Here is a 21,567-nt window from a genome sequence, read left to right on the forward strand (position 1 = left end):
GGGGGTGGTGTGGACGGTGGTATGCCGCGCGGCCGGGTGGTCGCGCGGCACCCGATCAGCGCTTCTGGCGCTTGATCTGCTCCTGGTTGACGTCCTCGGTCTCGAGGGCGTCGCGGTTGTCGTCGTCCTCGTCGCTGCCCGGCTGGATGCCACCGGACCCGGCGCGGAACTGCTCCTTGAAGCTGGCCATCGAGGTCTCGAGCGCGGCGATGGTGTCATCGCCGAGCTTGCCGCTCTCCCGGACGCCGGCGAGCAGGTCGCCCTGCTCGCGGCGCAGGAAGTCGATGAACTCGCCCTCGAAGCGGCGGATGTCCTCGACCGCGACCGAGTCGAGCTCACCGCTGGTGCCGGCCCAGATGATCGCGACCTGCTCCTCGACCGGGATCGGGCTGGACTGCGGCTGCTTGAGCAGCTCGACCATGCGGGCACCGCGCTCCAGCTGGGCGCGGGAGGCCGCGTCCAGGTCGGAGGCGAACATCGCGAAGGCCTCCATCTCGCGGAACTGCGCCAGGTCGACCTTGAGCCGGCCGGAGACCGACTTCATGGCCTTGACCTGGGCCGCACCACCGACCCGGGACACGGAGACACCCACGTCGATCGCGGGGCGGACGTTGGAGTTGAACAGGTCGGCCTGCAGATAGATCTGACCGTCGGTGATGGAGATGACGTTGGTCGGGATGTAGGCCGAGACGTCACCGGCCTTGGTCTCGATGATCGGCAGGCCGGTCATCGAGCCCGCGCCCATCTCGTCGGAGAGCTTGGCGCAACGCTCGAGCAGCCGCGAGTGCAGATAGAAGACGTCACCGGGGTAGGCCTCGCGGCCCGGCGGGCGGCGCAGCAGCAGCGACACGGCGCGGTAGGCCTCGGCCTGCTTGGACAGGTCGTCGAAGACGATCAGGACGTGCTTGCCCTGGTACATCCAGTGCTGGCCGATGGCCGAGCCGGTGTAGGGCGCGAGGTACTTGAAGCCGGCCGGGTCGGAGGCCGGGGCCGCGACGATGGTGGTGTAGTCCATCGCGCCGCCCTCCTCGAGGGTGCTGCGCACCGAGGCGATGGTCGAGCCCTTCTGACCGATCGCGACATAGACGCAGAGGACCTGCTTGTCCGGGTCGCCGGACTCCCAGTTCTGCTTCTGGTTCAGGATCGTGTCGATGGCGACGGTGGTCTTGCCGGTCTGGCGGTCACCGATGATCAGCTGACGCTGGCCACGACCGACGGGGATCATGGCGTCGATCGCCTTGATGCCGGTCTGCAGCGGCTCATGCACCGACTTGCGCGCCATGACGCCGGGGGCCTGCAGCTCGAGGACGCGACGCTCGTCGGACTCGATCTCACCCAGGCCGTCGATCGGCTGGCCCAGCGGGTCCACGACGCGGCCGAGGTAGCCGTCGCCGACGGGGACGGACAGGACCTCGCCCGTGCGCTTGACCTCCTGGCCCTCGTCGATGCCGGAGAACTCTCCGAGCACGACGACGCCGATCTCGTGGACGTCAAGGTTGAGGGCCAGACCGAGCGTGCCGTCCTCGAACTCGAGCAGCTCGTTGGTCATGGCCGAGGGCAGACCCTCGACGTGCGCGATGCCGTCACCGGAGTCGGTCACGCGGCCGACTTCCTGGCGGTCGGCTGCCTTGGGCTCGTAGGACTGGACGAAGGTGTCCAGCGCGTCCCGGATCTCGTCCGGACGGATCGTGAGCTCCGTCATCATCTTCTCCTCGTATGTGGCCCGGTCGGGCCCCTGGTGCGGGTGGTCTGCGGGTGGGTCAGCTGGTGAGTCTGCGGCGCGCCTCGTCGAGGCGGCTCAGGATGGTGCCGTCGATGACCTCGTCACCGATCTCGACACGGATGCCGCCGACCACGTCAGGGTCGACGACGGTGTTGACGTGCACGTCGCGGGAGTACTGCTCGCTGAGCGCCGTCGTCAGTCGGGTGACCTGCTCCTCGCTGAGGTCCACGGCCGTGGTGACGGTGGCCGTGAGCTGCTCCTGGCGGCGGGCGGCGATGGCGAGATAACCGTCGACCGCGTGGTCGAACCGGGTCCGGCGGTGGGTGGCTGCCAGCTCCGCCAGACGGGTCGTCTCGGGAGCGGACCGCTCAGCCAGCAGCTGGCGCACCAGCGCGGTCCTGGCCTCGACCGGTGCCAGCCGGTTGGTCAGGGCCGAGCGGAGCTCGCTGGTGCCGTCGACGATCCGAGCGAAGCGGAACAGCTCGTCCTCGACCTGGCCCAGCCGGCCTTCGGTCTCGGCCTGCGCCAGGATCGCCTCGACGCCGCACTGCTCCAGCGCCGCGACGAGGTCTGTCTCCGAGGCCCACCGGCGCGAGACGATGTGCGCCGCGAGCTGTGCCGAGGCGTCACCGACCCGTCCGGCGAACAGCCGGTGGACCAGCTGACCCTTGTCGGCCCCCTCGCGGGAGGGGTCTGCCAGCGAGCGCCGCAGCACCGCGTTGGCGTCGACGACACGGGCAACCTGCAGCAGCTCCTCGCCCAGGCGGGCCCGGTCGGTGTCCTGCGACAGGGCCTGCGAGAGTGCCTCGCGTGACTCCGCGAGGGCCGATCGGGACGCGCCCTGCATCAGTTCCCCTGTCCCTCGGAGCCAACAGCCTCGGGACGGACGTTGCCCGCCTCCAGCTCGGCCAGGAACCGGTCGATGATGCCGCTCTGCCGGGTCTGGTCCTCGAGGGACTCCCCGACGATGCGTCCGGCCAGGTCGGTCGACAACCGGCCCACGTCACCGCGCAGCGAGACCATGGCCTGCTGACGTTCGGCCTCGATCTGCTTGGTGGCGGACTCGGTGATGCGGCCGGCCTCGGACTGCGCCTGTGAGCGCATCTCGGCGATGATTGCGGCGCCCTGCTCCTTGGCCTCCTCGCGGATGCGAGCAGCCTCGTCGCGGGCCTCCGCGAGCTGTGCCTTGTATTCACGCAGGGCGGCCTCGGCCTCCTGCTGCGCCTTCTCGGCCTGCTGCATGCCACCCTCGATCGCGGCAGTGCGCTCGGCATACGCCTTCTCCAGGTTGGGCACGACAAACTTGGCCACAACCCAGTACAGGATGCCGAAGGCGACCAGACCGAAGATGAGCTCGGGCAGGTAGGGCAGGATCGGCAGAGCCGAGGCCTCGGGGTCTTCCGACCCGGCGGCCGCGACCACCGGGACGGCAGTCAGGGTGCTAGCGGTCAGCTGCACGATGGTCTCCTCAGGGACAGTGTCACCTCAGCGAGGCGACACCAGGATTGGTCTGGTGGGTGGTGAGGACCAGCGTCAGAGCCGGATGAAGAAGAGCACCAGGGCGAAGATTGCGAGCGCTTCGGCGAGCGCGAAGCCCAGGATGGCGATCGGCTGGAGGATCTTCTGAGCCTCCGGCTGGCGGGCAACGCCGTTGATGTAGGCCGCGAAGATCAGACCCACGCCGATGGCCGGGCCGATGGCAGCCAGGCCGTAGCCGAGCAGTGTGATGTCACCAGTCACGTTGATTCTCTTTCTGTGTGTTGTCCCGGGCGACTGTCAGCCGTCCGGTGGCAATGAGCTATTTAGTTGTTGGTCAGTGCTCGTCCACCAGGGCACCACCGATGTAGGAGGCAGCCAGGAGGACGAAGACATAGGCCTGCAGGAACTGGACCAGGGCCTCGAAGACGGTCATCGCGAAGGCCATGACGAATGCCGGCAGGGAGACGACGCTTAGCAGTCCCCCCTGCTGGAAGAGCTCCCAACCACCGACGATGAAGACGACCAGCAGCAGGTGGCCGGCGAACATGTTGCCGAAGAGTCGCAGCGCCAGCGTGAGCGGGCGGGTGATGAAGAAGGTCAGCATCTCCAGCAGGAGGATGGCCGGCTTGATCCAGCCGGGCAGTCCGGCGGGGATCATGAACTTGAAGTAGCCGGTCAGCCCGTGCTTCTTGACGCCGATCCAGTGATAGACGAGGTAGACCAGCAGGGTCAGCGCGATGGGGAAGCCGATGCGGCCCATCGTCGGCATCTGCACCGGCGGGATGATGCCCATCCAGTTGTTGAACAGGATCAGCACGAACATCGTGAACAGGAACGGCACGAAGGGCAGGAAGTCCCGGCTGCCGATCATGTCGCGGGCGACGCCGTTGCGCACGAAGTTGTAGACCGCCTCGGTGCCGGCCTGCCCCTTGCTCGGGACGACCGCGGCGTGGCGCGTCGTCGCGATGAGCCACCAGGACAGCAGGCCCACGGTGATCGCCATGACCACCATCGGGCGGGTGATCGCCAGCGTCATCTCGGAGCCGAACAGGTCGACGGTGCCGAACTTCACCAGCGGCTGCCAGAACAGCGAGGGGTCCGGGGGGAAGTGACTCTCCCCTTCGGCCATAGGCAGCAGCACAGCTGCAGTCGGGCTCACAGGTTCTCCTCAGTCGTGCTCGGGCGGGTGTTCTGGGCAGTGCCGCATCGCGGCAACCACAGCGGGTTGGCGACGGACGTCATGACGTACCGTACCGGAGCCAGATGATGTACATCGAAAGCGTCATCCCGACAAGTAGGCCGATGACGACAAAGAACGTCAGGTCCAGCCAGTGGTCGAGCAGGTAGCCGGCGCCGCCGAAGAGCAGGGGGCCGGCGAGCAGGTAGGCGATGACATCGGTGGCCAGGTTGGTCTGTCCGCCATGACCCGGAGTGTGCTCCGGCTCGCTCGGGCGCTCGGTCGGTTCGGTCATCGGCGTTCTCCCCGCATCGGCTCGCGACATCATTGCATCTCACCAGGCCCTGAGTCATTTTCGAGCTCACCGAAGGCGAGCTGTCGGGAGCCGGTGTAGCCCAGGACCACGCCGACCTGGAACGCCAGGCCCGCGGCCAGAAACCCCAGACCCAGTGGCAGCATCTCGACCCAGTCCACCCGGGAGAGCGCATAGAGCACGGCGAACCCGACGATGATCTGCAGGCTCAGCAGGGCGAAGGCGCCAGCCATCGACGCGGACGCCGGTCCGGCCAGGACACCGGTGATGCCGAGCAGGCCGGCCAGGAAGATCCCCACGCCCAGGGAGCCGCCGATCAGCGCGGAGAGCGCGGCCTCCCCGTCGCGGACGGACCAGGCGATCACCCCGGACAGCAGGGTGACCAGCAGGCCGGGGACCAGCGCGAAGATGACCATCCGCCGCCGCACAGAGCCGGGTGCGCGCCGGGGGCGCGGCCGGGAGCTGCGGCTGGCGGACATCGGGGATCCTCACTGGTCGACACGGTGGGGGCAGCGACGGCGACGAGGTCACCGGAAGTGCTTGTGAAAGTTATCACAAGCACTCGGTCGGGGTCCAGCCACGAGCGTCACCGGCGTCGGTGACGTTGCTCACGGGACCGTCGGGTGCCGCCCAGGTTGCCAGGTCAGGACCGTGGCCACCACCAGCAGCAGCGCCAGCACGACCGCCGTCACGAGCGGCTCGAAGAAGGCAAACGAGACGGCGCCGACCGCGAGGAGGGCCGACCACAGATAGAGCAGCGCGACGGCCCGCCGGTGGCTGTGTCCCATCTTGAGCAGCTGGTGGTGCAGGTGCGCGGCGTCCGGCTTCCACGGCAGGTCACCACGACGGGTGCGCCGGACCACGGCCAGCAGCATGTCCAGGATGGGCAGGGCCATGATCGCCACCGGCAGGAAGAGCGGCAGCAGGATGGCGGTGGCCGCCGACGTCGCCGCCACGCTCGAGCTGGGGTCCACGCTGCCGGTCATCGAGATCGTCGCCGCCGACAGCAGCAGCCCGAGCAGCAGTGCCCCCGCATCCCCCATGAACAGCCGCGCGGGGTGGAAGTTGTGCGGCAGGAAGCCCAGGCAGCACCCCATCAGGGCAGCGGTGATGAAGGTCGCGGTGCTGAAGACGTTGGGCGGGTCGAAGTTGTGGCTGACCAGATAGCTCCACGCAAAGAAGGCGCCGGCCGAGATGAACACCACGCCGGCAGCCAGCCCGTCGAGCCCGTCCACGAAGTTCACCGCGTTGGTCGACACGACGACGATCAGGATGGTGAGGGTGACCAGCACCGGCTCCGGCAGCACCGTCACCCCGAAGACCGGGATCGACATCAGCAGCACGCCGAAGAACGCCATGACGCCGCCGGCCAGCACCTGACCGGCGAGCTTGGTCAGCCAGTCCAGCTCCCGCACGTCGTCGACGGCACCGAGCAGCGTGATGATCATCGCGCCCAGCAGGACCCCGAGGAGCTCGCGGGTCTCAAACAGTCCGGACAGATAGGGCAGCTGGCTGCCGACCGCCACCGCAGCGGCAAAGCCCAGGAACATGGCCACCCCACCGAGGCGCGGGATCGGCACGGAGTGCACGTCCCGGGCCCGGACCGGCGTGACCGCACCGACGGCGAAGGCGAGCCAGCGGACCAGGGCCGTGGCGGCATACGTGAAGATCGCGGCGACCAGGAGGACCAGGAGGTATTCGCGCACCGCTCACCCCACAGTCACTGATCGGCCAGCAGTATGCCGGCAGGGCCGTTGCGCGGTCAGGGTGCCGGGTAGGCCGGGTAGCTGGTCAGCAGCTGGCCCACCTCGTCCCGGATCGCCCGGGCACCCTCGTGCTCCGGGTCACCGTCGGTCGTGGTGACCGCCCGGTGGATCAGGTCCGCGATCTGGTCCATCTGCTCGGGGCCCATCCCCTGCGTGGTGACCGACGGCGAGCCGACGCGGATGCCCGAGGCGATGTTGGGCTTCTCCGGGTCGAACGGGATCGCGTTCTTGTTGAGCACGATGCCGGCGGCGTCACACCGGGTCTCGGCGTCGATGCCGGTGACGCCCACGCCCTGCAGGTCGTGCAGCGACAGGTGGGTGTCGGTGCCGCCGGTGATCGGGCGGATGCCGCGCTGGCCGAGCCCGTCCGCCAGGGCCTGGGCGTTGGCGATCACCGACCTCGCGTAGGCCTGGTAGTCGGGCGTCGCGCACTCGGCGAAGTTGACCGCCTTGGCCGCCACGTTGTTCATCAACGGACCGCCCTGCATCATCGGGAAGACCGCCCGGTCGATCTTGGCGGCGTGCTCCTCCTTGCAGACGATCGCACCGCCGCGCGGCCCGCGCAGCACCTTGTGGGTGGTGAACGTGACCACGTCGGCGTAGGGCACCGGCGACGGGATCGCCTGTCCGGCAACGAGGCCGATGAAGTGGGCCGCGTCGACCCAGAAGAGGGCGCCGACCTCGTCGGCGATGGCACGGAAACGCTCGAAGTCGATCAGCCGCGGGATGGCGGAGCCGCCGGCCAGGATCATCTTGGGCCGGTGCTCCTTGGCCAGCGCCTCGACCTGGTCGTAGTCGATGTCCTCGGTCTCTTTGTCGACGCCATAGTGCACCGCGTTGAACCACTTGCCGGAGAAGGAGACCGAGAAGCCGTGGGTCAGGTGACCACCGTGCGCGAGCGACATCGCCAGCACGGTGTCGCCGGGCTTGGTGAAGGCGCCATAGACCGCGAGGTTCGCGCTCGCCCCGGAGTGCGGCTGGACGTTGGCGTGGTCCGCGCCGAAGAGCGTCTTGGCCCGCTCGATGGCCAGCACCTCGGCCTTGTCGACCTCGGCGCACCCGCCGTAGTAGCGCCGCCCGGGATATCCCTCGGCGTACTTGTTGCTGAGCGTGGACCCCATCGCGGCCATCACGGCCGGTGAGGTCTGGTTCTCGCTCGCGATCAGCTGGATCCCGGCTCGTTGCCGGTCCAGCTCGCTGACCAGGATCCCGGCGATCTCCGGGTCCTGCTCGAGGAGCTTGGCAAAGCTCGGTCCGTAATAGGTGTCGGCGTTGACCTCGGTGCTCATGACCTCACTGTAGTGAATGGTGCGCCGGCACGGTCCGATGGTCGCCAGACCGCACCGGCAGACCGCTCGGACGCACCCCCGCGACCACGTGCAGACCCCTCACCCGACCGTCCGTGGCCGCGTCCTCGACCACGTCTTCTCCCGCGGCGTCCGCATCTCCGTCGGCGACTGTCTCCTCGTCGGCAGCGGACGGCGGGCTGTCATGCAGCACAGTCGCACCCAGCACCTCGCGCAGCCGCTCGGCCGGGAGCGCACCGTGGCGCAGCACGATCGGCTCCTCCCCCGTGCAGTCCACGATGGTGGAGGCAGAGCTGTCGGCACGCACGCCCCCGTCGAGATAGAGCGCGACGGCGCCGCCGAGCTGGGCCTGGGCCTCGAGCGCCGTCGTGGCCGGCGGCTGACCGGTGACGTTGGCGCTCGTGACCGCCATCGGGCCGACCTCGCTGAGCAGCCGCAGTGCCACCGCGTCATCAGGCATCCGAAGCGCCACGGTGCCGTTGGTCTCCCCCAGGTCCCACGCCAGTGTCGGCTGGGCGCGCACGACGATCGTCAGGGCTCCGGGCCAGAAGTGGCGGATCAGGATCTTGGCATACATCGGCAGCTCGGTCGCCAGCCCGTCCACGGTCCGGGTGCTGCCCACCAGGACCGGAGGAGGCATCTCCCGCCCACGGTGCTTGGCCGCCAGCACCATGGCAACGGCGACCTGGTCAAAGGCGTCGGCACCCACGCCATACACAGTGTCGGTCGGCAGCACGAGGACCTTGCCCGCGCGGACCACCTGGGCAGCCTGCTCGAGTGCGTCGTCGACCTGGTCGGGGTCGGTGGCATCCACAATCACCGGGCCAGTTTCCCACGCCGCGCGGCGCAGCCCTGACCCCACGCCTGCGAGAAGGGCCGTGTCAGGATCGTCGTATGCCGCAACTGACCGACCAGCGCCTGTCCAGCCACGAGGTCGACACACTGACGGCCGGGTCGGGCGAGCCGGTGGAGCTGGTGCGGTGCGACCTGTCGGAGCTGCGCCTGCGCGACGTGGACCTGGACGATGTCTCGCTCACCGACTGCACCCTCGACGGCGCCGACCTGACCGGGTCCCGGCTCTCCTCCGCGACGCTGCGTGGCGGCTCGGCGACCGGCGTCCGGCTCGAGCGCTGCGACCTGACCGACGCACGGTTCGACCAGGTCGACCTGTCCAGCGCCGTCCTCAGCGGGGCGCTGCTGACCGACGCGCAGTTCCACGGCTGTCGGATGACGGGTCTGGTCGCCGAGGCCACCCGAGGACTGGGTGTGCTGCTGCGGGGGTGCAACGCCTATGGCGCGGAGCTCCCGGGGCTGGTGCTCGCCCGGCGCGAGCACACCGGCACCCGCTTCACGGAGGCCAACCTGGCGGGGGCCGACCTGCGCGAGGCGGTCCTCGACGGGTGTGTCCTGCTGCACGCCGACCTCACCGGCGCCAACCTGGACGGGGCCGACCTGCGCGGCGCCGACCTGGGACCGTGCACCCGCGAGCGGCTCGACGCGCTGGCTGGTGCGATCCTGTCCAGCGGTCAGGCCATCGCTGCCCTCCAGGATGTGAGCGGCGCGGTCGTGATCGACTGAAACCCGCTGTGGCACTCAGCAAGACGGCCCTGCGCTCCGACAGGACAGGGAGCCGGTGAAGGGCTAACGTCGTGGTGTAGCAACAGCGAGGTCGTCCCAACCCCAGGGCACGACCAGGACACAGGAGGTAACGCACATGCGTGGAAGTGGACTCATCTGGACCATCGTCGGAGTTCTGCTGATCATCGCACTGCTGATCTTCATCTTCTGATCGTCAGCTAGCCGCACGAACGTCGCACGTGCCCGGCCCCTGCTCGTGATCCGCACGGATCGTGGGTAGGAGTCGGGCACCTGCTGTGTGGGGGGGTGATGTTCTGGCCGCTGCTCAGCTCCGGGGGGCGCGCACTGCTCGCGTGACGCGCGGCAGTCCGGTCAGATCGAGGTGGTCCGCGACGTGCGACCACACGCGCGCGGCAGTGAGCGCCCGCACCAGGGCCTCGCCCTGCACGTCGGCGTGCTCCATCACCAGCACCCCGCCGGCCACGAGCAGGTCAGCCGCCCGCTGAGCCACCGCGAGCGGGACGGACAGACCGTCGTCACCCCCGCCATACAGCGCAATCTCTGGGTCGTGGTCGCGCACCTCGGGGTCCACCGGGACGCTGCCCGGAGGGATGTAGGGCGGGTTGCTCACCACGACGTCCACCGCGCCGACCAGGTCGTCGAAGGCCACGGTCGCGTCGCCTAGCCGCAGGTCCAGGGCGAGGCCGGAGCGCTCGACGTTGGCGGCCGCCCAGGCGTGCGCGTCCTCGGACAGCTCGACCGCGTGCACCTGGGCGGCGGGCCACTCGTGCGCCAGGGCCAGGGCGATGGCCCCGCTGCCGGTGCACAGGTCCACGACCACCGGCCGGTCCCGGCCCCGCTCGCGCAGGTCGGTCAACGCCAGGTCCACCAGCACCTCGGTCTCGGGGCGCGGCACGAAGACACCGGGGCCGACCCGGAGCGTGAGGTGCCGGAAGTGCGCCTGACCGGTCAGGTGCTGCAGCGGGACCCGGGCGGCGCGCTCGGCAACCAGGCGGTCGTATGCCGCGCGCTCCCCCTCTCCCACCGACTCACCCATGAGCAGGGCACGGCTCAGCTCGGCCTGGTCGCGGTCCAGCACGTGGCCCAGCAGCGCCTCTGCGTCGCGACGAGGGCTGGCCACTCCAGCGGCCTGCAGCTCGCGGGCCGCGGCGCGCACCAGATCACCCGCGCGGCCAGCGCCCGTGGAGGGGTTCATCGCGGGGTCACCATGCACGAAACCTCCCCAAAAATGGGTGGCGGGCCAGCGAAACCTCCCCAAAAATGCGTGGGAGACCTGCGAAACCTCCCCAAAAATGGGTCACCGGTCACCGAGGGCGGCCATCCGGGCGGCCTCGTCGGCGTCGACCGCCGACTGGACCACCGCGTCCAGGTCACCGTCCAGCACCTGGTCGAGGTTGTAGGCCTTGAACCCGGTGCGGTGGTCGGCGATCCTGTTCTCCGGGAAGTTGTAGGTGCGGATCCGCTCGCTGCGGTCGACCGTGCGGACCTGGCTGCGACGCTGGACCGACGCCTCCGCGTCGGCTGCCTCGACCGCCATCTGGTGCAGGCGCGAGCGCAGCACCCGCAGCGCCGACTCCTTGTTCTGCAGCTGCGACTTCTCGTTCTGGCAGGAGACGACCACGCCGGTCGGCAGGTGGGTGATGCGCACCGCCGAGTCCGTGGTGTTGACCGACTGGCCGCCGGGGCCGCTGGAGCGGAACACGTCGATCTTGAGCTCGTGCGGGTCGAGCTCGACCTCGGCCGGGTCGTCGACGTCGGGCATCACCAGCACGCCGGCGGCAGAGGTGTGGATGCGGCCCTGGCTCTCAGTGACCGGCACCCGCTGGACGCGGTGGACGCCGCCCTCATACTTCAGCCGGGCCCACGGCGCCTCCCCCGGGCCGGGGACACCGGTGGCCGTCAGTGCCACGCGGGCGTCCTTGTAGCCGCCCAGGTCGGACTCGGTGGCCTCGAGCAGCTGGGCCTTCCAGTGACGACGCTCGGCATAGCGCAGATACATCCGCACCAGGTCGCCGGCGAACAGCGCCGACTCGGCACCGCCCTCCCCCGCCTTGACCTCCAGGATCACGTCGCGGTCGTCATCGGGGTCCCGGGGCAGGAGCAGGTGGTGCAGGTGCTCGGCGGCCGCGTCGACCCGTTCCCGCAGGGCAGGAAGCTCGTCGTGGAACGACGGGTCCTCGGCGGCCATCTCGGTCGCGGCGCCGACGTCACCGTCCGCCTCCTGCCACTCGCGGAACGCGGCGACGGTGGGGCTGAGCGCGGCATAGCGCTTGTTGAGCTTCTTGAGCAGGACCTGGTCGGAGTGCGTGGTGGGGTCCGCCAGCTGCGCCTCGATCGCGGCATACTCCTCCAGCAGCGGTGCCACGGCGCTGACGTCGACCACACTCATCTCCGGTCCTCTCCACACAAAGCGCAACGCCGGCCCCGCGACAGTGTCGCGGGACCGGCGTGCACGGGGCTACTTGCTCTCGGCCTTCTTGCCGTAGCGCTCCTGGAAGCGGGCGACGCGGCCACCGGTGTCCAGGATCTTCTGCTTGCCCGTGTAGAACGGGTGGCACTGGCTGCAGACCTCAGCGTGGATCGAGCCGGACGGTGCGGTGCTGCGCGTGACGAACTGCGCGCCACAGTTGCAGGTCACCCGAGTCTCGGCGTACTCGGGGTGGATGTTCTTCTTCACGGTGTCTCCTCGCGGGTGGCGGATCCCCGGGTCGGAGCGCGGTCGCGCCCCGTGAACCGGTGGGCCAAGGGGTCATTCTGCCAGAATCAGCAGCATCGTCATAAACACGCCCACCGGGTCACGCATTCCCGCCGCGCTCAGTCCGCCAGGACAGTGTCCGGGGTGACAGCGTCGAGGCCGACAGCCTCCCCGACCGGGCGGTTGGTCAGTATGCCGTCATGCGCGTTGAGACCGCCCGCGAGGGCCGGGTCGGCCCGGCAGGCTGCCGCCCAGCCGAGGTTGGCCAGCGCCACGGCATACGGCAGGGTCGCGTTGGTCAGCGCGACGGTGGAGGTGTTGGGCACCGCTCCGGGCATGTTGCCCACGCAGTAGAACGTGGAGCCGTGCACCTGGAAGGTCGGATCCTCGTGGGTGGTGGCCCGCGAGTCCTCGAAGCAGCCGCCCTGGTCCACCGCGATGTCGACCAGGACAGACCCGGGCTTCATGCGCGAGACCAGGTCGTTGCTCACCAGCGTGGGGGTCCTGGCGCCGGCCACCAGCACCGCGCCGATGACCAGGTCCGCCTCCTGGACGTGCTGCTCGACCGCCAGCTTGGAGGAGGCCAGGCCATGGACCCGGTTGTTGTAGCGCCAGAACGACATCCGCAGCTTCTCGAGGTCGGTGTCCAGCAGCGTGACGTCAGCACCCATGCCGAGCGCGATGTTGGCCGACTTCTGGCCGGACACCCCGGCGCCGAGGACGACCACCTTGGCACTGGCAACCCCACCGACCCCGCCGAGGAGCACGCCACGCCCACCCCGCGCCTTGAGCAGGTGGTAGGCCCCGACCTGGGGGGCCAGGCAACCGGCAACCTCCGACATCGGATAGAGCAGCGGCAACAGGCCAGAGCTCAGCTGCACGGTCTCGTAGGCGATCGCGGTGACCTTGCGCGCCAGGAGCTCCTGGGTCAGCTCCTTGTTGGCGGCCAGGTGCAGATAGGCGAAGAGGAGCTGGCCCTCCCGCAGGTGCGGGTACTCGGAGGCGATCGGCTCCTTGACCTTCATGACCAGGTCCGCCGACTCCCACACCGCGCCCGCCTCGGGCAGGATCTGCGCCCCGGCCGCGGCATAGTCGTCATCGCCGATCGAGGAGTCGGTCCCGGCACCGGTCTCGATGACGACCTCGTGCCCGTGGGCCACAAGCTCGTGCACCCCCACCGGGGTGATGGCGACGCGACCCTCCTGGACCTTGACCTCGCGGGGCACACCGATCTTCATGCTCAGCTCCCGTCAGTGGCAATGCGGACCGCGACGATGCGGCCCCTCCGACCCTAGTGGTCCGGCCCCGTGGAGGGCGCCCGGGCAGCGATGTGGCCCGGCTCCCACACGGGAACCGGGCCACACGGCATACGAGACGCTGGTCAGTCCTCGTCGTCCAGCTTGATCGAGGAGGTCTGCTGCACCTGCACGAGGAACTCGTGGTTGGACTTGGTCTTGCGCAGGCGGTCCAGCAGCAGCTCGACGGCCTGCATGGAGTCAAGCGCGGAGAGCACGCGACGCAGCTTCCACATGATCTTGAGCTCGTCCCCACCCATCAGGATCTCCTCGCGGCGGGTGCCGGAGGGGTTGACGTCGATGGCCGGGAAGATGCGGCGGTCCGCCAGCTGGCGGGACAGCCGCAGCTCCATGTTGCCGGTGCCCTTGAACTCCTCGAAGATGACCTCGTCCATCTTGGAGCCGGTCTCCACGAGCGCCGTCGCCAGGATGGTCAGCGAGCCACCGTGCTCGATGTTGCGGGCGGCTCCGAAGAAGCGCTTCGGCGGATAGAGGGCGCTGGAGTCGACACCACCGGACAGGATCCGGCCACTGGCGGGAGCCGCGAGGTTGTAGGCACGACCCAGGCGGGTGATCGAGTCGAGCAGGACGACCACGTCGCCGCCCATCTCGACCAGACGCTTGGCACGCTCGATGGCCAACTCGGCCACCGTGGTGTGGTCCTCGGCAGGGCGGTCGAAGGTGGAGGCGATGACCTCACCCTTGACCGTGCGCTGCATGTCCGTGACCTCCTCCGGACGCTCGTCCACCAGGACGATCATCAGGTGCGCCTCCGGGTTGTTCTGCGTGATCGCGTTGGCGATCGACTGCAGCACCAGGGTCTTGCCGGCCTTCGGCGGGGAGACGATCAGACCGCGCTGGCCCTTGCCGATCGGGCTGACCAGGTCGATCATCCGGGTCGTCAGGTTCTTCTGCTCGGTCTCCAGGCGCAGGCGGTCCTGCGGATAGAGCGGCGTCAGCTTGGCGAACTCCGGGCGTGCCTTGGCCTCCTCCGGGCTCTGGCCGTTGACCGAGTCGAGCCGGACGAGCGCGTTGTACTTCTGCCGGTCGCCACGGCCACCGGAGTGCTGCTGCTGGTCGCCGGCCTTGATGGCACCGGTGACGGCGTCACCCTTGCGCAGGCCGTTCTTGCGGACCATGCCCATCGGGACATAGACGTCGCTGGGCCCGGGCAGGTAGCCGGTCGTGCGGATGAAGCCATAGCTGTCCAGGACGTCGAGCACACCGGCGACGGGCACCAGCACGTCTTCCTCGGTGTAGGTGCTCTCCTGCTCCTCGGCGTAGTTGTCCCCACCCTGGCTGCGCCCGCGCTTGCGGTCCCGGCCCCGCTGACGGCTGCGGCGACGGCCACTGCGGCCACCATCCTCGTCGTCGTCATAGCGGCGGTTCTGGTTGCCGCCCTGCTGGTTCTGGTTGCCGCCCTGCTGGTTGCGGTTGCCGCCCTGGTTGCGGTTGTTGTCGTCGCCGCCCTGGTTGCGGTTGCCACCCTGACTGCGGTTGTCGTCGCCCTGGTTGCGGTTGTCGTCGCCGCCCTGGTTGCGGTTGCGTCCCTGGTTGCGGTTGTTGTCGTCGCCACCCTGGTTGCGGTTGTCGTCCCCGCCCTGGTTGCGGTTGTCGTCGCCACCCTGGTTGCGGTTGTCGCCGCCACCACCCTGACGGTTGTCCCCGCCCTGGTTGCGGTTGCCACCCTGACGGTTGTCCCGGCGGTTGTCCTGGCGGTTGCGGTCCTGACGGCTCTCGTCGTCACCCTGGGCGCTCTCGGCCTGGGCGTCGTTGTCGCCCCGGCGGTTGTCGCGCTCGGTCTGGCGGCCGTCCTGACCCTCGCGCTCAGCACGCTGCGGAGCGGCCTGCTCCTCGGCCGGGGCCGAGGAGGCCTCGCTGCCGCGGTCGGCGGAGTCGGACTCCGTGCGGCGGGCGGCCGGCGCACCGGCTGCGGCCGCGACGCGGCGCGAACGACGCTGCGGACGCTGCCCGGCCTCCGGGGTCTCTTGCGCCCCGTCCGTGGAGCTCTGCTCCGCGGGGGTCGACGTGCTGCTCGGCGTTGAGGTGCCGCTCTCGGCACTGCTCGCGGAGCGTGCCTGCCGCCCGGCGCCGTCCGCCGAGGCCCCGCCGCGCGCACGGATGGCCTCGACGAGGTCCGCCTTGCGCATCTTCGGGGAGACGGTGATGCCCATGCTCCCGGCGAGAGCCTGCAGCTCAGCGACGCGCATCGCGCTGAGGTTGCCCCCCGCACGTGTCGGTGCAGCGGTCTTGGTGGTGTCTGTCACGAAGGTTTCCTTCTCCCTCGTAGGGGCCAGCCACAAGCTTGGCCCGGGGGTTTCAGGTAGATCCGGCTCGTTGCCGGCCCGAGTGGGATTATCACCAACCACCGCGACACGTCATCCTTGCCCCAACTCGCGGGAAAGGCCACATGACTGGTGGTGGGATCACAACGCGGGACCACGGGGCAGATGCCCACATGCGTCAATCACGAGTGCATAGCCACGGTATCACCTGTCACGGCGCTGGCACACCTCAGGCCGCCCCCGCGCGTCAGCCCAGCTTGACGTTGACCTGCTTGATCTGGGTGAAACCCTCGAGCATCCCCTCGAGGGAGAGCTCGCGCCCGATCCCGCTGTTCTTCATGCCGCCGTAGGACTGTCCGACCACCTGACCGCCGCCCTGGTTGACCTGGACCCACCCCGAGTCGATCCGGTGCGCCATGCCCAGCGCCCGGTCCAGGTTCTGGGAGAAGACGAACGCCGCCAGTCCGTAGTGCGAGTCGTTGGCCATCGCCACCGCGTCGTCCACCTCGGTCCACGGAATCACCGACAGCACCGGGCCGAAGATCTCCTCACGGGCGATCCGCCAGTCGTTGGAGACCTGGGTCAGGATCATCGGAGCGTGATAGAACCCCGGCGGGCCGACCTGCAGGGCGGGGCGCCCGTCATACGCCACCTCGACCCCGTCCTGGGCCAGGCCGTCGTCGATATAGCCCTGCACCCGGTCCCACTGCTTGGCGTTGATGATGCAGCCGATGTCGCTCGCTTCCTCGCGCGGGTCACCGACCACCAGCTGCTTGGTGCGGGCGACCAGCTTGTCGAGGAACTCGTCGTGGATCTGCTCGTGCAGGAACAGCCGCGAACCGGTGGTGCAGCTCTGGCTCTGCCGGGCGAAGCGGCTCGCGAGCAGCACCTGCTCGATGACCTCGTCGGTGCACGAGTCGGCGTCCACGATGCACGGGGACTTCCCGCCCAGCTCGAGCGAGCTGTGCGCCAAGCGGGCGCCGGCCTTGGCCGCGACCTGGAGGCCCACCGCGGTCGAGCCGGTAAAGGAGACCTTGTCGACCCCCGGGTGCTGGACCAGCGCGTCGCCGATCTCGGCGCCATAGCCCGTCACGACGTTCAGCACGCCCGGAGGCAGGTGCTCGGCGCAGATCCGGGCCAGCTCCAGGATCGTCAGAGGTGCATCTTCGGCGGCCTTGAGCACCATCGTGTTGCCGGCCGCGAGCGCGCCGGGGACCTTGAACCCGGCGATCATGAGCGGGCTGTTCCAGGGCAGGATGCCGGCCACCACCCCGAGCGGCTGGCGGCGGGTGTAGTGGAGCTGGCCTTCGCCCGCAGGCAGCACGGTGCCCTTGACCTCGGTGCTGACGCCGGCGAAATAACGGAAGCAGGCCACCAGGTTCGTCGCCTCGGGGCGCGCCTGGGTGCGGATCGCGTTGCCGGTGTCCAGGGCGGTGAGCGTGGCGAGGTGATCAATGTTGGCCTCGAGGTCGTCGGCGACCCTCAGCAGGGCGCGCTGCCGCTCGGTGGCTGGCAGCGCGGCCCAGGCAGGGAAGGCCTCCCGTGCCGCGCGCACCGCGCGGTCGGCGTCCTCGGCCCCCGCTCGTGGCGTGCTGGCGATGACCTGGTTGCGGTCGGTGGGGGTGATCACCTCAACGGTCTGCCCCGAGGCTGCCGCGACCCACTCGCCGCCGATGTGCATCAACTGCTCGTCCACGTCTGCTCCAGTTCTCGGGGTGGTTCGGACCGGCGCTCGCCCTCGACGTTGCCGGCTCCGGCTAGTCTCGCGCAGCCACCCTGGCCCGCGCCAGGGTGATGAGGTCTCCGAGCACCGCCGAGGCGGTCTCGTCGCCGCCGGCACCGGCGCCGGACAGGCGCAGGCTCCCGGCGGACTCGGAGTCGATGATCACCATGTTCATGCCCTCGCGGGTCAGCGCGAAGGGGTGGTCGGCCGAGACCAGGGTGGGGCGCACGGCGACCTCTACGCGTGGCTCGGCGCTGGAACCGGACCGGGACGCCGAGGCGATCAGCTTGATCACCTGTCCCGTCCCGCGGGCTGCCTCGAAGTCCTGGTCGGTCAGCCCGGTGATGCCCTCGCGCTTGACGTCCTCGAGGGTGACGTCGACGCCCCAGGCCAGGCGCGCCAGGATGACGATCTTGGCCGCGGCGTCTAGGCCCTCGAGGTCCTCGGTCGGGTCGGCCTCGAGATAGCCCAGGTCGCCGGCCTGCTGGACGGCCTCCTGGAAAGGCACCCCCAGTCGGGCGACCGTGTCGAGGATGTAGTTGGTGGAGCCGTTGACGATGCCGTGGATCGAGCGGATCTCGTCACCGACGAGGGCCTGGCTGACCACGTGCAGCACGGGGACGGCCGCGACCACGGCGGCCTCATAGACCAGGGTCCGCCCGAGCCGCTCGGCCGTGGCCTCCAGCTCGACGCCGTGCTGGGCGATCAGCTGCTTGTTGGCCGTGACGACATCCGCACCGGCACCCAGGGCGCGGGTGATCAGCTCCTGGGACAGCTCGATGCCGCCCATCACCTCGATCACGATGTCGACGTCCTCGACCAGCGACCCGGGGTCGTCGGTCAGCAGGTCGGGCAGGATGCCGGTCAGGTCTCGCGGACGACCCAGGTCGCGCACCGCGATTCCGACGAGTTCCAGCGGCGCCCCGACCCGCTGGGCATAGAGCTCGGCCCGGGCCACCATCGCCTTGGCGACGGCGGCACCAACCGTGCCGGCGCCCAGCAGGGCGACCCGCACGGGTGCCCCGGCGCCAGCCTGCGATCCGGTCGGCTGTGCGTCCTGCTCGCTCATCTGACTCACATCCTCTCCGGCGCCGTGACGCCGAGCAGCCCGAGACCGTTGGCCAGCACCTGTCGCGTGGCGTCGTTGAGCCACAACCGGGTGCGGTGCAGGTCGGTGATCTCCTCCTGGTCGTTGAGCGGGCGAACCCGGCACTCGTCATACCACTTGTGGAATGCGGCGGCGAGGGACTCTAGATAGCGGGCGACGCGGTGCGGCTCGCGCAGCGTCGCCGACTGGGCCAGCACGCGGGGGAAGTCCCCGAGCGTGGCCAGCAGCACAGACTCGGTGTCGTGGGTCAGCAGGGACGGGTCGAAGCCGTCGTCCCGCGAGACGCCGTCCTCGCCGGCCAGCCGGGCCACGTTGCAGGTGCGCGCATGTGCGTACTGCACATAGAAGACCGGGTTGTCGTTGGAGCGCTTGCGCATCTGCTCGCCGTCCAGGTCGAGCGGGGTGTCCGCCGGGAAGCGGGCGAGCGAGTAGCGCACCGGGTCTGAACCGATCCACTCGATCAGGTCCGTGAGGAAGAGTGCGTTGCCGCGCCGCTTGCCCATCCGCTCGCCGGAGATGTTGATCAGCTGGCCGATCAGCACCTCGATGTTGCGCTCCGGATCGTCGCCGGCACATGCCGCGATGGACTTCAGGCGCCCGACGTAGCCGTGGTGGTCGGCCCCCAGCAGGTAGATCTTCTCGGGGAAGCCGCGGTCCTTCTTGCTCAGGTAGTAGGCGGCGTCGGAGGCGAAGTAGGTGGGGTCGCCGTTGGCCCGGACCAACACCCGGTCCCGGTCGTCGCCGAAGTCGGTGGTCCGCAGCCACACCGCACCTTCGGAGTCATAGACGTGCCCCTGCTCGCGCAACCGCGCGACGGCCTGCTCGACCGCGCCGGAGTCGTGCAACGACTTCTCTGAGAACCAGACGTCGAAGTGGACGTTGAACGCCTCGAGCGTGTCCTGGATCTGCTGCAGCTGACCCTGGTAGCCGAGCTCGCGCGCCACCGCCACAGCCTCCGCCTCGGGCAGCTCCAACAGGTCCGGGCGCTCCTGCTGCGCCTGGGTGGCGAGATCGGTGATCCACTCGCCGCCATAGCCACCCTCGGGCACCTCAGCCCCCCGCGCACGAGCCACGATGGAGGCACCGAACAGGTCCATCTGGTTGCCCGCGTCGTTGGTGTAGTGCTCGGCTGTCACGTCGGCCCCGGACGCGATGAGGAGCCGGCGCAGGGCGTCGCCCAGCGCCGCCCACCGGGTGTGGCCGATGTGCAGCGGCCCGGTCGGGTTGGCGGACACGAACTCGAGGTTGATGACGTGCCCGGCCAGGGTGTCGTTGGTGCCGTAGGCCGCCCCCGTTTCGACGATGGTGCGCGCCAGCTCACCGGCGCTTGCTGCATCGAGGGTGATGTTGAGGAATCCGGGACCGGCCACGTCCACCGAGGCGACACCAGCGACCTCAGCGAGGCGTCCGGCGAGGAGCGTGGCGAACTCGCGCGGCGGCATACCGGCCTTCTTGCCCAGCTGCAGCGCGATGTTGGTGGACCAGTCGCCGTGCTCGCGGCCCCTGGGTCGCTCCACGCGCACCTCGCGGGGGACCTCGACGGTGAACTCACCGGCCGCGACGGCCTGGTCGAGGGCGGCGATGATGGCTTGGGCAAGTTGTTCCGGAGTCACCTCGCCGAGTCTAGTTGCGTCCTGCGGACCTCCACGACGACGTATGCCGTGTGCCGGGCCTGGGCGTCGCGTGCGGAAGCATGCCGTGCGGCTGGTAATCTGTGACGCTGTTGCCCCCGTAGCTCAGGGGATAGAGCACCGCCCTCCGGAGGCGGGAGCGCAGGTTCGAATCCTGCCGGGGGCGCAACGGAACACGAGATGGACGTGAGTGGCAGGGCGCGGAAGCTACGGCGTCCGCAGTGAGCGTGGGGTCATCAGGCCAGCGACCGACGAGCAACGAGGAAGGTCGGCATCGAGCCTCGTCCCTTCAGTTCCATCGGGCCACGAGAAGTGGCCTCGACGAGTCCGCGGACGCGCAGCCAGGTTGTTTCGCTGATATGGAGCGCACCGGCGACCCCCTGTGACTCGAGACGGCTGGCCACATTGACTGTGTCGCCCCACAAGTCATAGCTGAACTTCTGTGTGCCGACCACGCCCGCGACGACCGGACCCGTGTGAATGCCGATCCGAAGGGCGAGCGTCTGGCCGAGGTCTGCTGCCACCAGTGCCACGAGATCCAACAGATCCAGGCCGAATGCCACGACTCGAGCTGGATGATCTGAAGAGGGTTCCGGCACTCCGCCCACGGCCATGTATGCGTCGCCGATGGTCTTGATCTTCTCCAGCCCGTGGCGTTCCGCCCGCTCATCGAAACCGGTGAACAAGCGATCGAGTAGATCGCGAGTCGCGCGGGGCTCCAGGCGGGTGGCGAGCGGGGTGAACCCCACGAGGTCCGCGAACAGCACCGTGGTGTCGTCGAACCAGTCGGCGATGGTCGTCTCGCCCGCCTCCAGTCGCTGGGCGATCTTCGCTGGCAGGACATTGAGCAGGAGTCGTTCGGAAGTCGCGTGCGCCTCGGCCAGCGCCACCGTCTGCGCCTCGATGAAGCGTCGTTGGGCGAAGACGTCGCGCGCGCCCCGCTCGAGAAGGTAGGTCGTCGCGAGTCCGACAACCATGGCTACGGCGACCAGGAAGAGCTGCAGCAGGGCTGTCGGAGTGGGGTGGAGCGCGACGAGAGATGCGAAGCCGACCAGGTAGATGCCGGCGGCCACGAAGGCCAGGATGAACCGCAGGCGGAGGACGACGAAGGCAAAGATGGCGACGAGAAGGATGGCCGGTGCCGCCAAGGAATCGTGCATGCCGGCGATCTCGGACAGGACGAGGACTGCCAGTCCCGCCGAACCGTTCAGCGTGAGCCCGATGAGCTGTTGCCGGACAAGCGTCGTCGCCCACCGTGCTGCCACGTAGCCAGCTGCGTTGAGCCCGGCCATGCCGAGGCAGATCGGCACGACGACCGCGGTGTCGACGACGAGCGCCGTCGGGATGAGCACCGTCGCGGACAGCCACAGGGCAAGGCCGGTCAGTGCCCCCATCCGCAGCTGCAGCCCGTTCGACTCGGCAACGTCCGCCTGATAGTCGCGCTCCAGCGCCGGATCCGCGAACCC

General features: G+C 69.4%; 20 protein-coding genes and 1 tRNA gene. 2 read left to right on the plus strand and 19 right to left on the minus strand.

Annotation, left to right across the window (positions count from 1 at the left end; translation table 11 throughout):
- Positions 1 to 55: 55 nt before the first annotated feature.
- The 10 genes from atpA to NF557_RS13965 form a co-directional block, all read right to left on the minus strand.
- The gene (gene atpA, locus NF557_RS13920; protein WP_252624193.1) at positions 56 to 1,702 is read right to left on the minus strand and encodes a F0F1 ATP synthase subunit alpha; all 1,647 of its coding nucleotides are present in this window, start codon (positions 1,700 to 1,702) and stop codon (positions 56 to 58) included.
- Positions 1,703 to 1,760: 58 nt separating this feature from the next.
- Complete coding sequence (locus NF557_RS13925; RefSeq protein ID WP_252620132.1) at positions 1,761 to 2,570, minus strand: F0F1 ATP synthase subunit delta; 810 nt, start codon at positions 2,568 to 2,570, stop codon at positions 1,761 to 1,763.
- Positions 2,570 to 3,181 (minus strand): F0F1 ATP synthase subunit B, encoded by a 612-nt coding sequence (locus NF557_RS13930; protein WP_370584155.1) that lies wholly within the window; start codon positions 3,179 to 3,181, stop codon positions 2,570 to 2,572. Before NF557_RS13930 ends, NF557_RS13925 begins: the two co-directional genes overlap by 1 nt.
- A 75-nt stretch (positions 3,182 to 3,256) precedes the next feature.
- Complete coding sequence (atpE, locus tag NF557_RS13935) at positions 3,257 to 3,463, minus strand: ATP synthase F0 subunit C (RefSeq protein ID WP_109473824.1); 207 nt, start codon at positions 3,461 to 3,463, stop codon at positions 3,257 to 3,259.
- Between the two features lie 73 nt (positions 3,464 to 3,536).
- On the minus strand, positions 3,537 to 4,361 hold the full coding sequence (gene atpB / locus NF557_RS13940; protein ID WP_252620133.1) for a F0F1 ATP synthase subunit A: 825 nt from the start codon (positions 4,359 to 4,361) through the stop codon (positions 3,537 to 3,539).
- Between the two features lie 79 nt (positions 4,362 to 4,440).
- A complete protein-coding gene (locus NF557_RS13945; RefSeq protein ID WP_252620134.1) occupies positions 4,441 to 4,674 on the minus strand; it encodes an AtpZ/AtpI family protein in 234 nt (77 codons plus the stop codon).
- A gap of 29 nt (positions 4,675 to 4,703) precedes the next feature.
- Positions 4,704 to 5,171 carry a hypothetical protein gene (locus NF557_RS13950; protein ID WP_252620135.1) on the minus strand — a complete coding sequence of 156 codons (468 nt, stop codon included), beginning with the start codon at positions 5,169 to 5,171 and terminating at the stop codon, positions 4,704 to 4,706.
- A 129-nt stretch (positions 5,172 to 5,300) separates the two neighbouring features.
- Entirely contained in the window at positions 5,301 to 6,398 is a 1,098-nt protein-coding gene (locus tag NF557_RS13955) for a glycosyltransferase family 4 protein (RefSeq protein WP_252620136.1), read from the minus strand.
- Positions 6,399 to 6,454: 56 nt separating this feature from the next.
- Positions 6,455 to 7,747: a serine hydroxymethyltransferase gene (locus tag NF557_RS13960; RefSeq protein WP_252620137.1), complete on the minus strand. Its 1,293-nt coding sequence runs from the start codon at positions 7,745 to 7,747 to the stop codon at positions 6,455 to 6,457.
- A 4-nt stretch (positions 7,748 to 7,751) separates the two neighbouring features.
- Entirely contained in the window at positions 7,752 to 8,585 is an 834-nt protein-coding gene (locus NF557_RS13965) for an L-threonylcarbamoyladenylate synthase (protein WP_342454488.1), read from the minus strand.
- A 74-nt stretch (positions 8,586 to 8,659) separates the two neighbouring features.
- Between NF557_RS13965 and NF557_RS13970 the strand changes: the two genes are divergently transcribed.
- Positions 8,660 to 9,343 (plus strand): pentapeptide repeat-containing protein, encoded by a 684-nt coding sequence (locus NF557_RS13970; RefSeq protein WP_252620138.1) that lies wholly within the window; start codon positions 8,660 to 8,662, stop codon positions 9,341 to 9,343.
- Between the two features lie 325 nt (positions 9,344 to 9,668).
- Here the strand turns inward: NF557_RS13970 and prmC are convergent, their stop codons facing one another.
- The 8 genes from prmC to NF557_RS14010 form a co-directional block, all read right to left on the minus strand.
- Complete coding sequence (prmC, locus tag NF557_RS13975; protein ID WP_252620139.1) at positions 9,669 to 10,559, minus strand: peptide chain release factor N(5)-glutamine methyltransferase; 891 nt, start codon at positions 10,557 to 10,559, stop codon at positions 9,669 to 9,671.
- A 102-nt stretch (positions 10,560 to 10,661) separates the two neighbouring features.
- On the minus strand, positions 10,662 to 11,753 hold the full coding sequence (prfA, locus tag NF557_RS13980) for a peptide chain release factor 1 (protein WP_252620141.1): 1,092 nt from the start codon (positions 11,751 to 11,753) through the stop codon (positions 10,662 to 10,664).
- 69 nt (positions 11,754 to 11,822) lie between these two features.
- On the minus strand, positions 11,823 to 12,041 hold the full coding sequence (gene rpmE, locus NF557_RS13985) for a 50S ribosomal protein L31 (protein ID WP_252620142.1): 219 nt from the start codon (positions 12,039 to 12,041) through the stop codon (positions 11,823 to 11,825).
- Positions 12,042 to 12,178: 137 nt separating this feature from the next.
- Positions 12,179 to 13,297 (minus strand): alanine dehydrogenase, encoded by a 1,119-nt coding sequence (gene ald / locus NF557_RS13990; RefSeq protein WP_252620143.1) that lies wholly within the window; start codon positions 13,295 to 13,297, stop codon positions 12,179 to 12,181.
- A gap of 143 nt (positions 13,298 to 13,440) precedes the next feature.
- Positions 13,441 to 15,621, minus strand: coding sequence for a transcription termination factor Rho (gene rho / locus NF557_RS13995; RefSeq protein WP_370584412.1), 2,181 nt, complete (start codon positions 15,619 to 15,621; stop codon positions 13,441 to 13,443).
- A 265-nt stretch (positions 15,622 to 15,886) separates the two neighbouring features.
- Positions 15,887 to 17,320, minus strand: coding sequence for an aldehyde dehydrogenase family protein (locus NF557_RS14000; protein WP_252624203.1), 1,434 nt, complete (start codon positions 17,318 to 17,320; stop codon positions 15,887 to 15,889).
- Between the two features lie 76 nt (positions 17,321 to 17,396).
- Positions 17,397 to 18,431: a homoserine dehydrogenase gene (locus tag NF557_RS14005; protein ID WP_252620144.1), complete on the minus strand. Its 1,035-nt coding sequence runs from the start codon at positions 18,429 to 18,431 to the stop codon at positions 17,397 to 17,399.
- Positions 18,432 to 18,436: 5 nt separating this feature from the next.
- On the minus strand, positions 18,437 to 20,083 hold the full coding sequence (locus NF557_RS14010) for an arginine--tRNA ligase (RefSeq protein WP_252620146.1): 1,647 nt from the start codon (positions 20,081 to 20,083) through the stop codon (positions 18,437 to 18,439).
- A gap of 112 nt (positions 20,084 to 20,195) precedes the next feature.
- Between NF557_RS14010 and NF557_RS14015 the strand changes: the two genes are divergently transcribed.
- Positions 20,196 to 20,267 (plus strand) — tRNA-Arg (locus NF557_RS14015).
- Between the two features lie 70 nt (positions 20,268 to 20,337).
- Here the strand turns inward: NF557_RS14015 and NF557_RS14020 are convergent.
- A complete protein-coding gene (locus NF557_RS14020; RefSeq protein WP_252620148.1) occupies positions 20,338 to 21,495 on the minus strand; it encodes an adenylate/guanylate cyclase domain-containing protein in 1,158 nt (385 codons plus the stop codon).
- Positions 21,496 to 21,567 lie beyond the last annotated feature (72 nt).

It is taken from the genome of Ornithinimicrobium cryptoxanthini (assembly GCF_023923205.1).
In the GTDB taxonomy this organism is placed as follows: Bacteria; Actinomycetota; Actinomycetes; order Actinomycetales; family Dermatophilaceae; genus Ornithinicoccus; species Ornithinicoccus cryptoxanthini.

Bases quoted from the DNA above. Each gene is read 5' to 3' on its own strand.
- NF557_RS14005 (WP_252620144.1), bottom strand. From the start codon at position 18,431: ATGAGCGAGCAGGACGCACAGCCGACCGGATCGCAGGCTGGCGCCGGG.
- NF557_RS13960 (WP_252620137.1), bottom strand. From the start codon at position 7,747: ATGAGCACCGAGGTCAACGCCGACACCTATTACGGACCGAGCTTTGCC.
- prmC (WP_252620139.1), bottom strand. From the start codon at position 10,559: ATGAACCCCTCCACGGGCGCTGGCCGCGCGGGTGATCTGGTGCGCGCC.
- NF557_RS13945 (WP_252620134.1), bottom strand. From the start codon at position 4,674: ATGACCGAACCGACCGAGCGCCCGAGCGAGCCGGAGCACACTCCGGGT.
- NF557_RS13950 (WP_252620135.1), bottom strand. From the start codon at position 5,171: ATGTCCGCCAGCCGCAGCTCCCGGCCGCGCCCCCGGCGCGCACCCGGC.
- NF557_RS13925 (WP_252620132.1), bottom strand. From the start codon at position 2,570: ATGCAGGGCGCGTCCCGATCGGCCCTCGCGGAGTCACGCGAGGCACTC.
- ald (WP_252620143.1), bottom strand. From the start codon at position 13,297: ATGAAGATCGGTGTGCCCCGCGAGGTCAAGGTCCAGGAGGGTCGCGTC.
- NF557_RS14000 (WP_252624203.1), bottom strand. From the start codon at position 17,320: ATGCACATCGGCGGCGAGTGGGTCGCGGCAGCCTCGGGGCAGACCGTT.
- NF557_RS14020 (WP_252620148.1), bottom strand. From the start codon at position 21,495: ATGGGGGCACTGACCGGCCTTGCCCTGTGGCTGTCCGCGACGGTGCTC.
- atpA (WP_252624193.1), bottom strand. From the start codon at position 1,702: ATGACGGAGCTCACGATCCGTCCGGACGAGATCCGGGACGCGCTGGAC.
- NF557_RS13970 (WP_252620138.1), top strand. From the start codon at position 8,660: ATGCCGCAACTGACCGACCAGCGCCTGTCCAGCCACGAGGTCGACACA.
- prfA (WP_252620141.1), bottom strand. From the start codon at position 11,753: ATGAGTGTGGTCGACGTCAGCGCCGTGGCACCGCTGCTGGAGGAGTAT.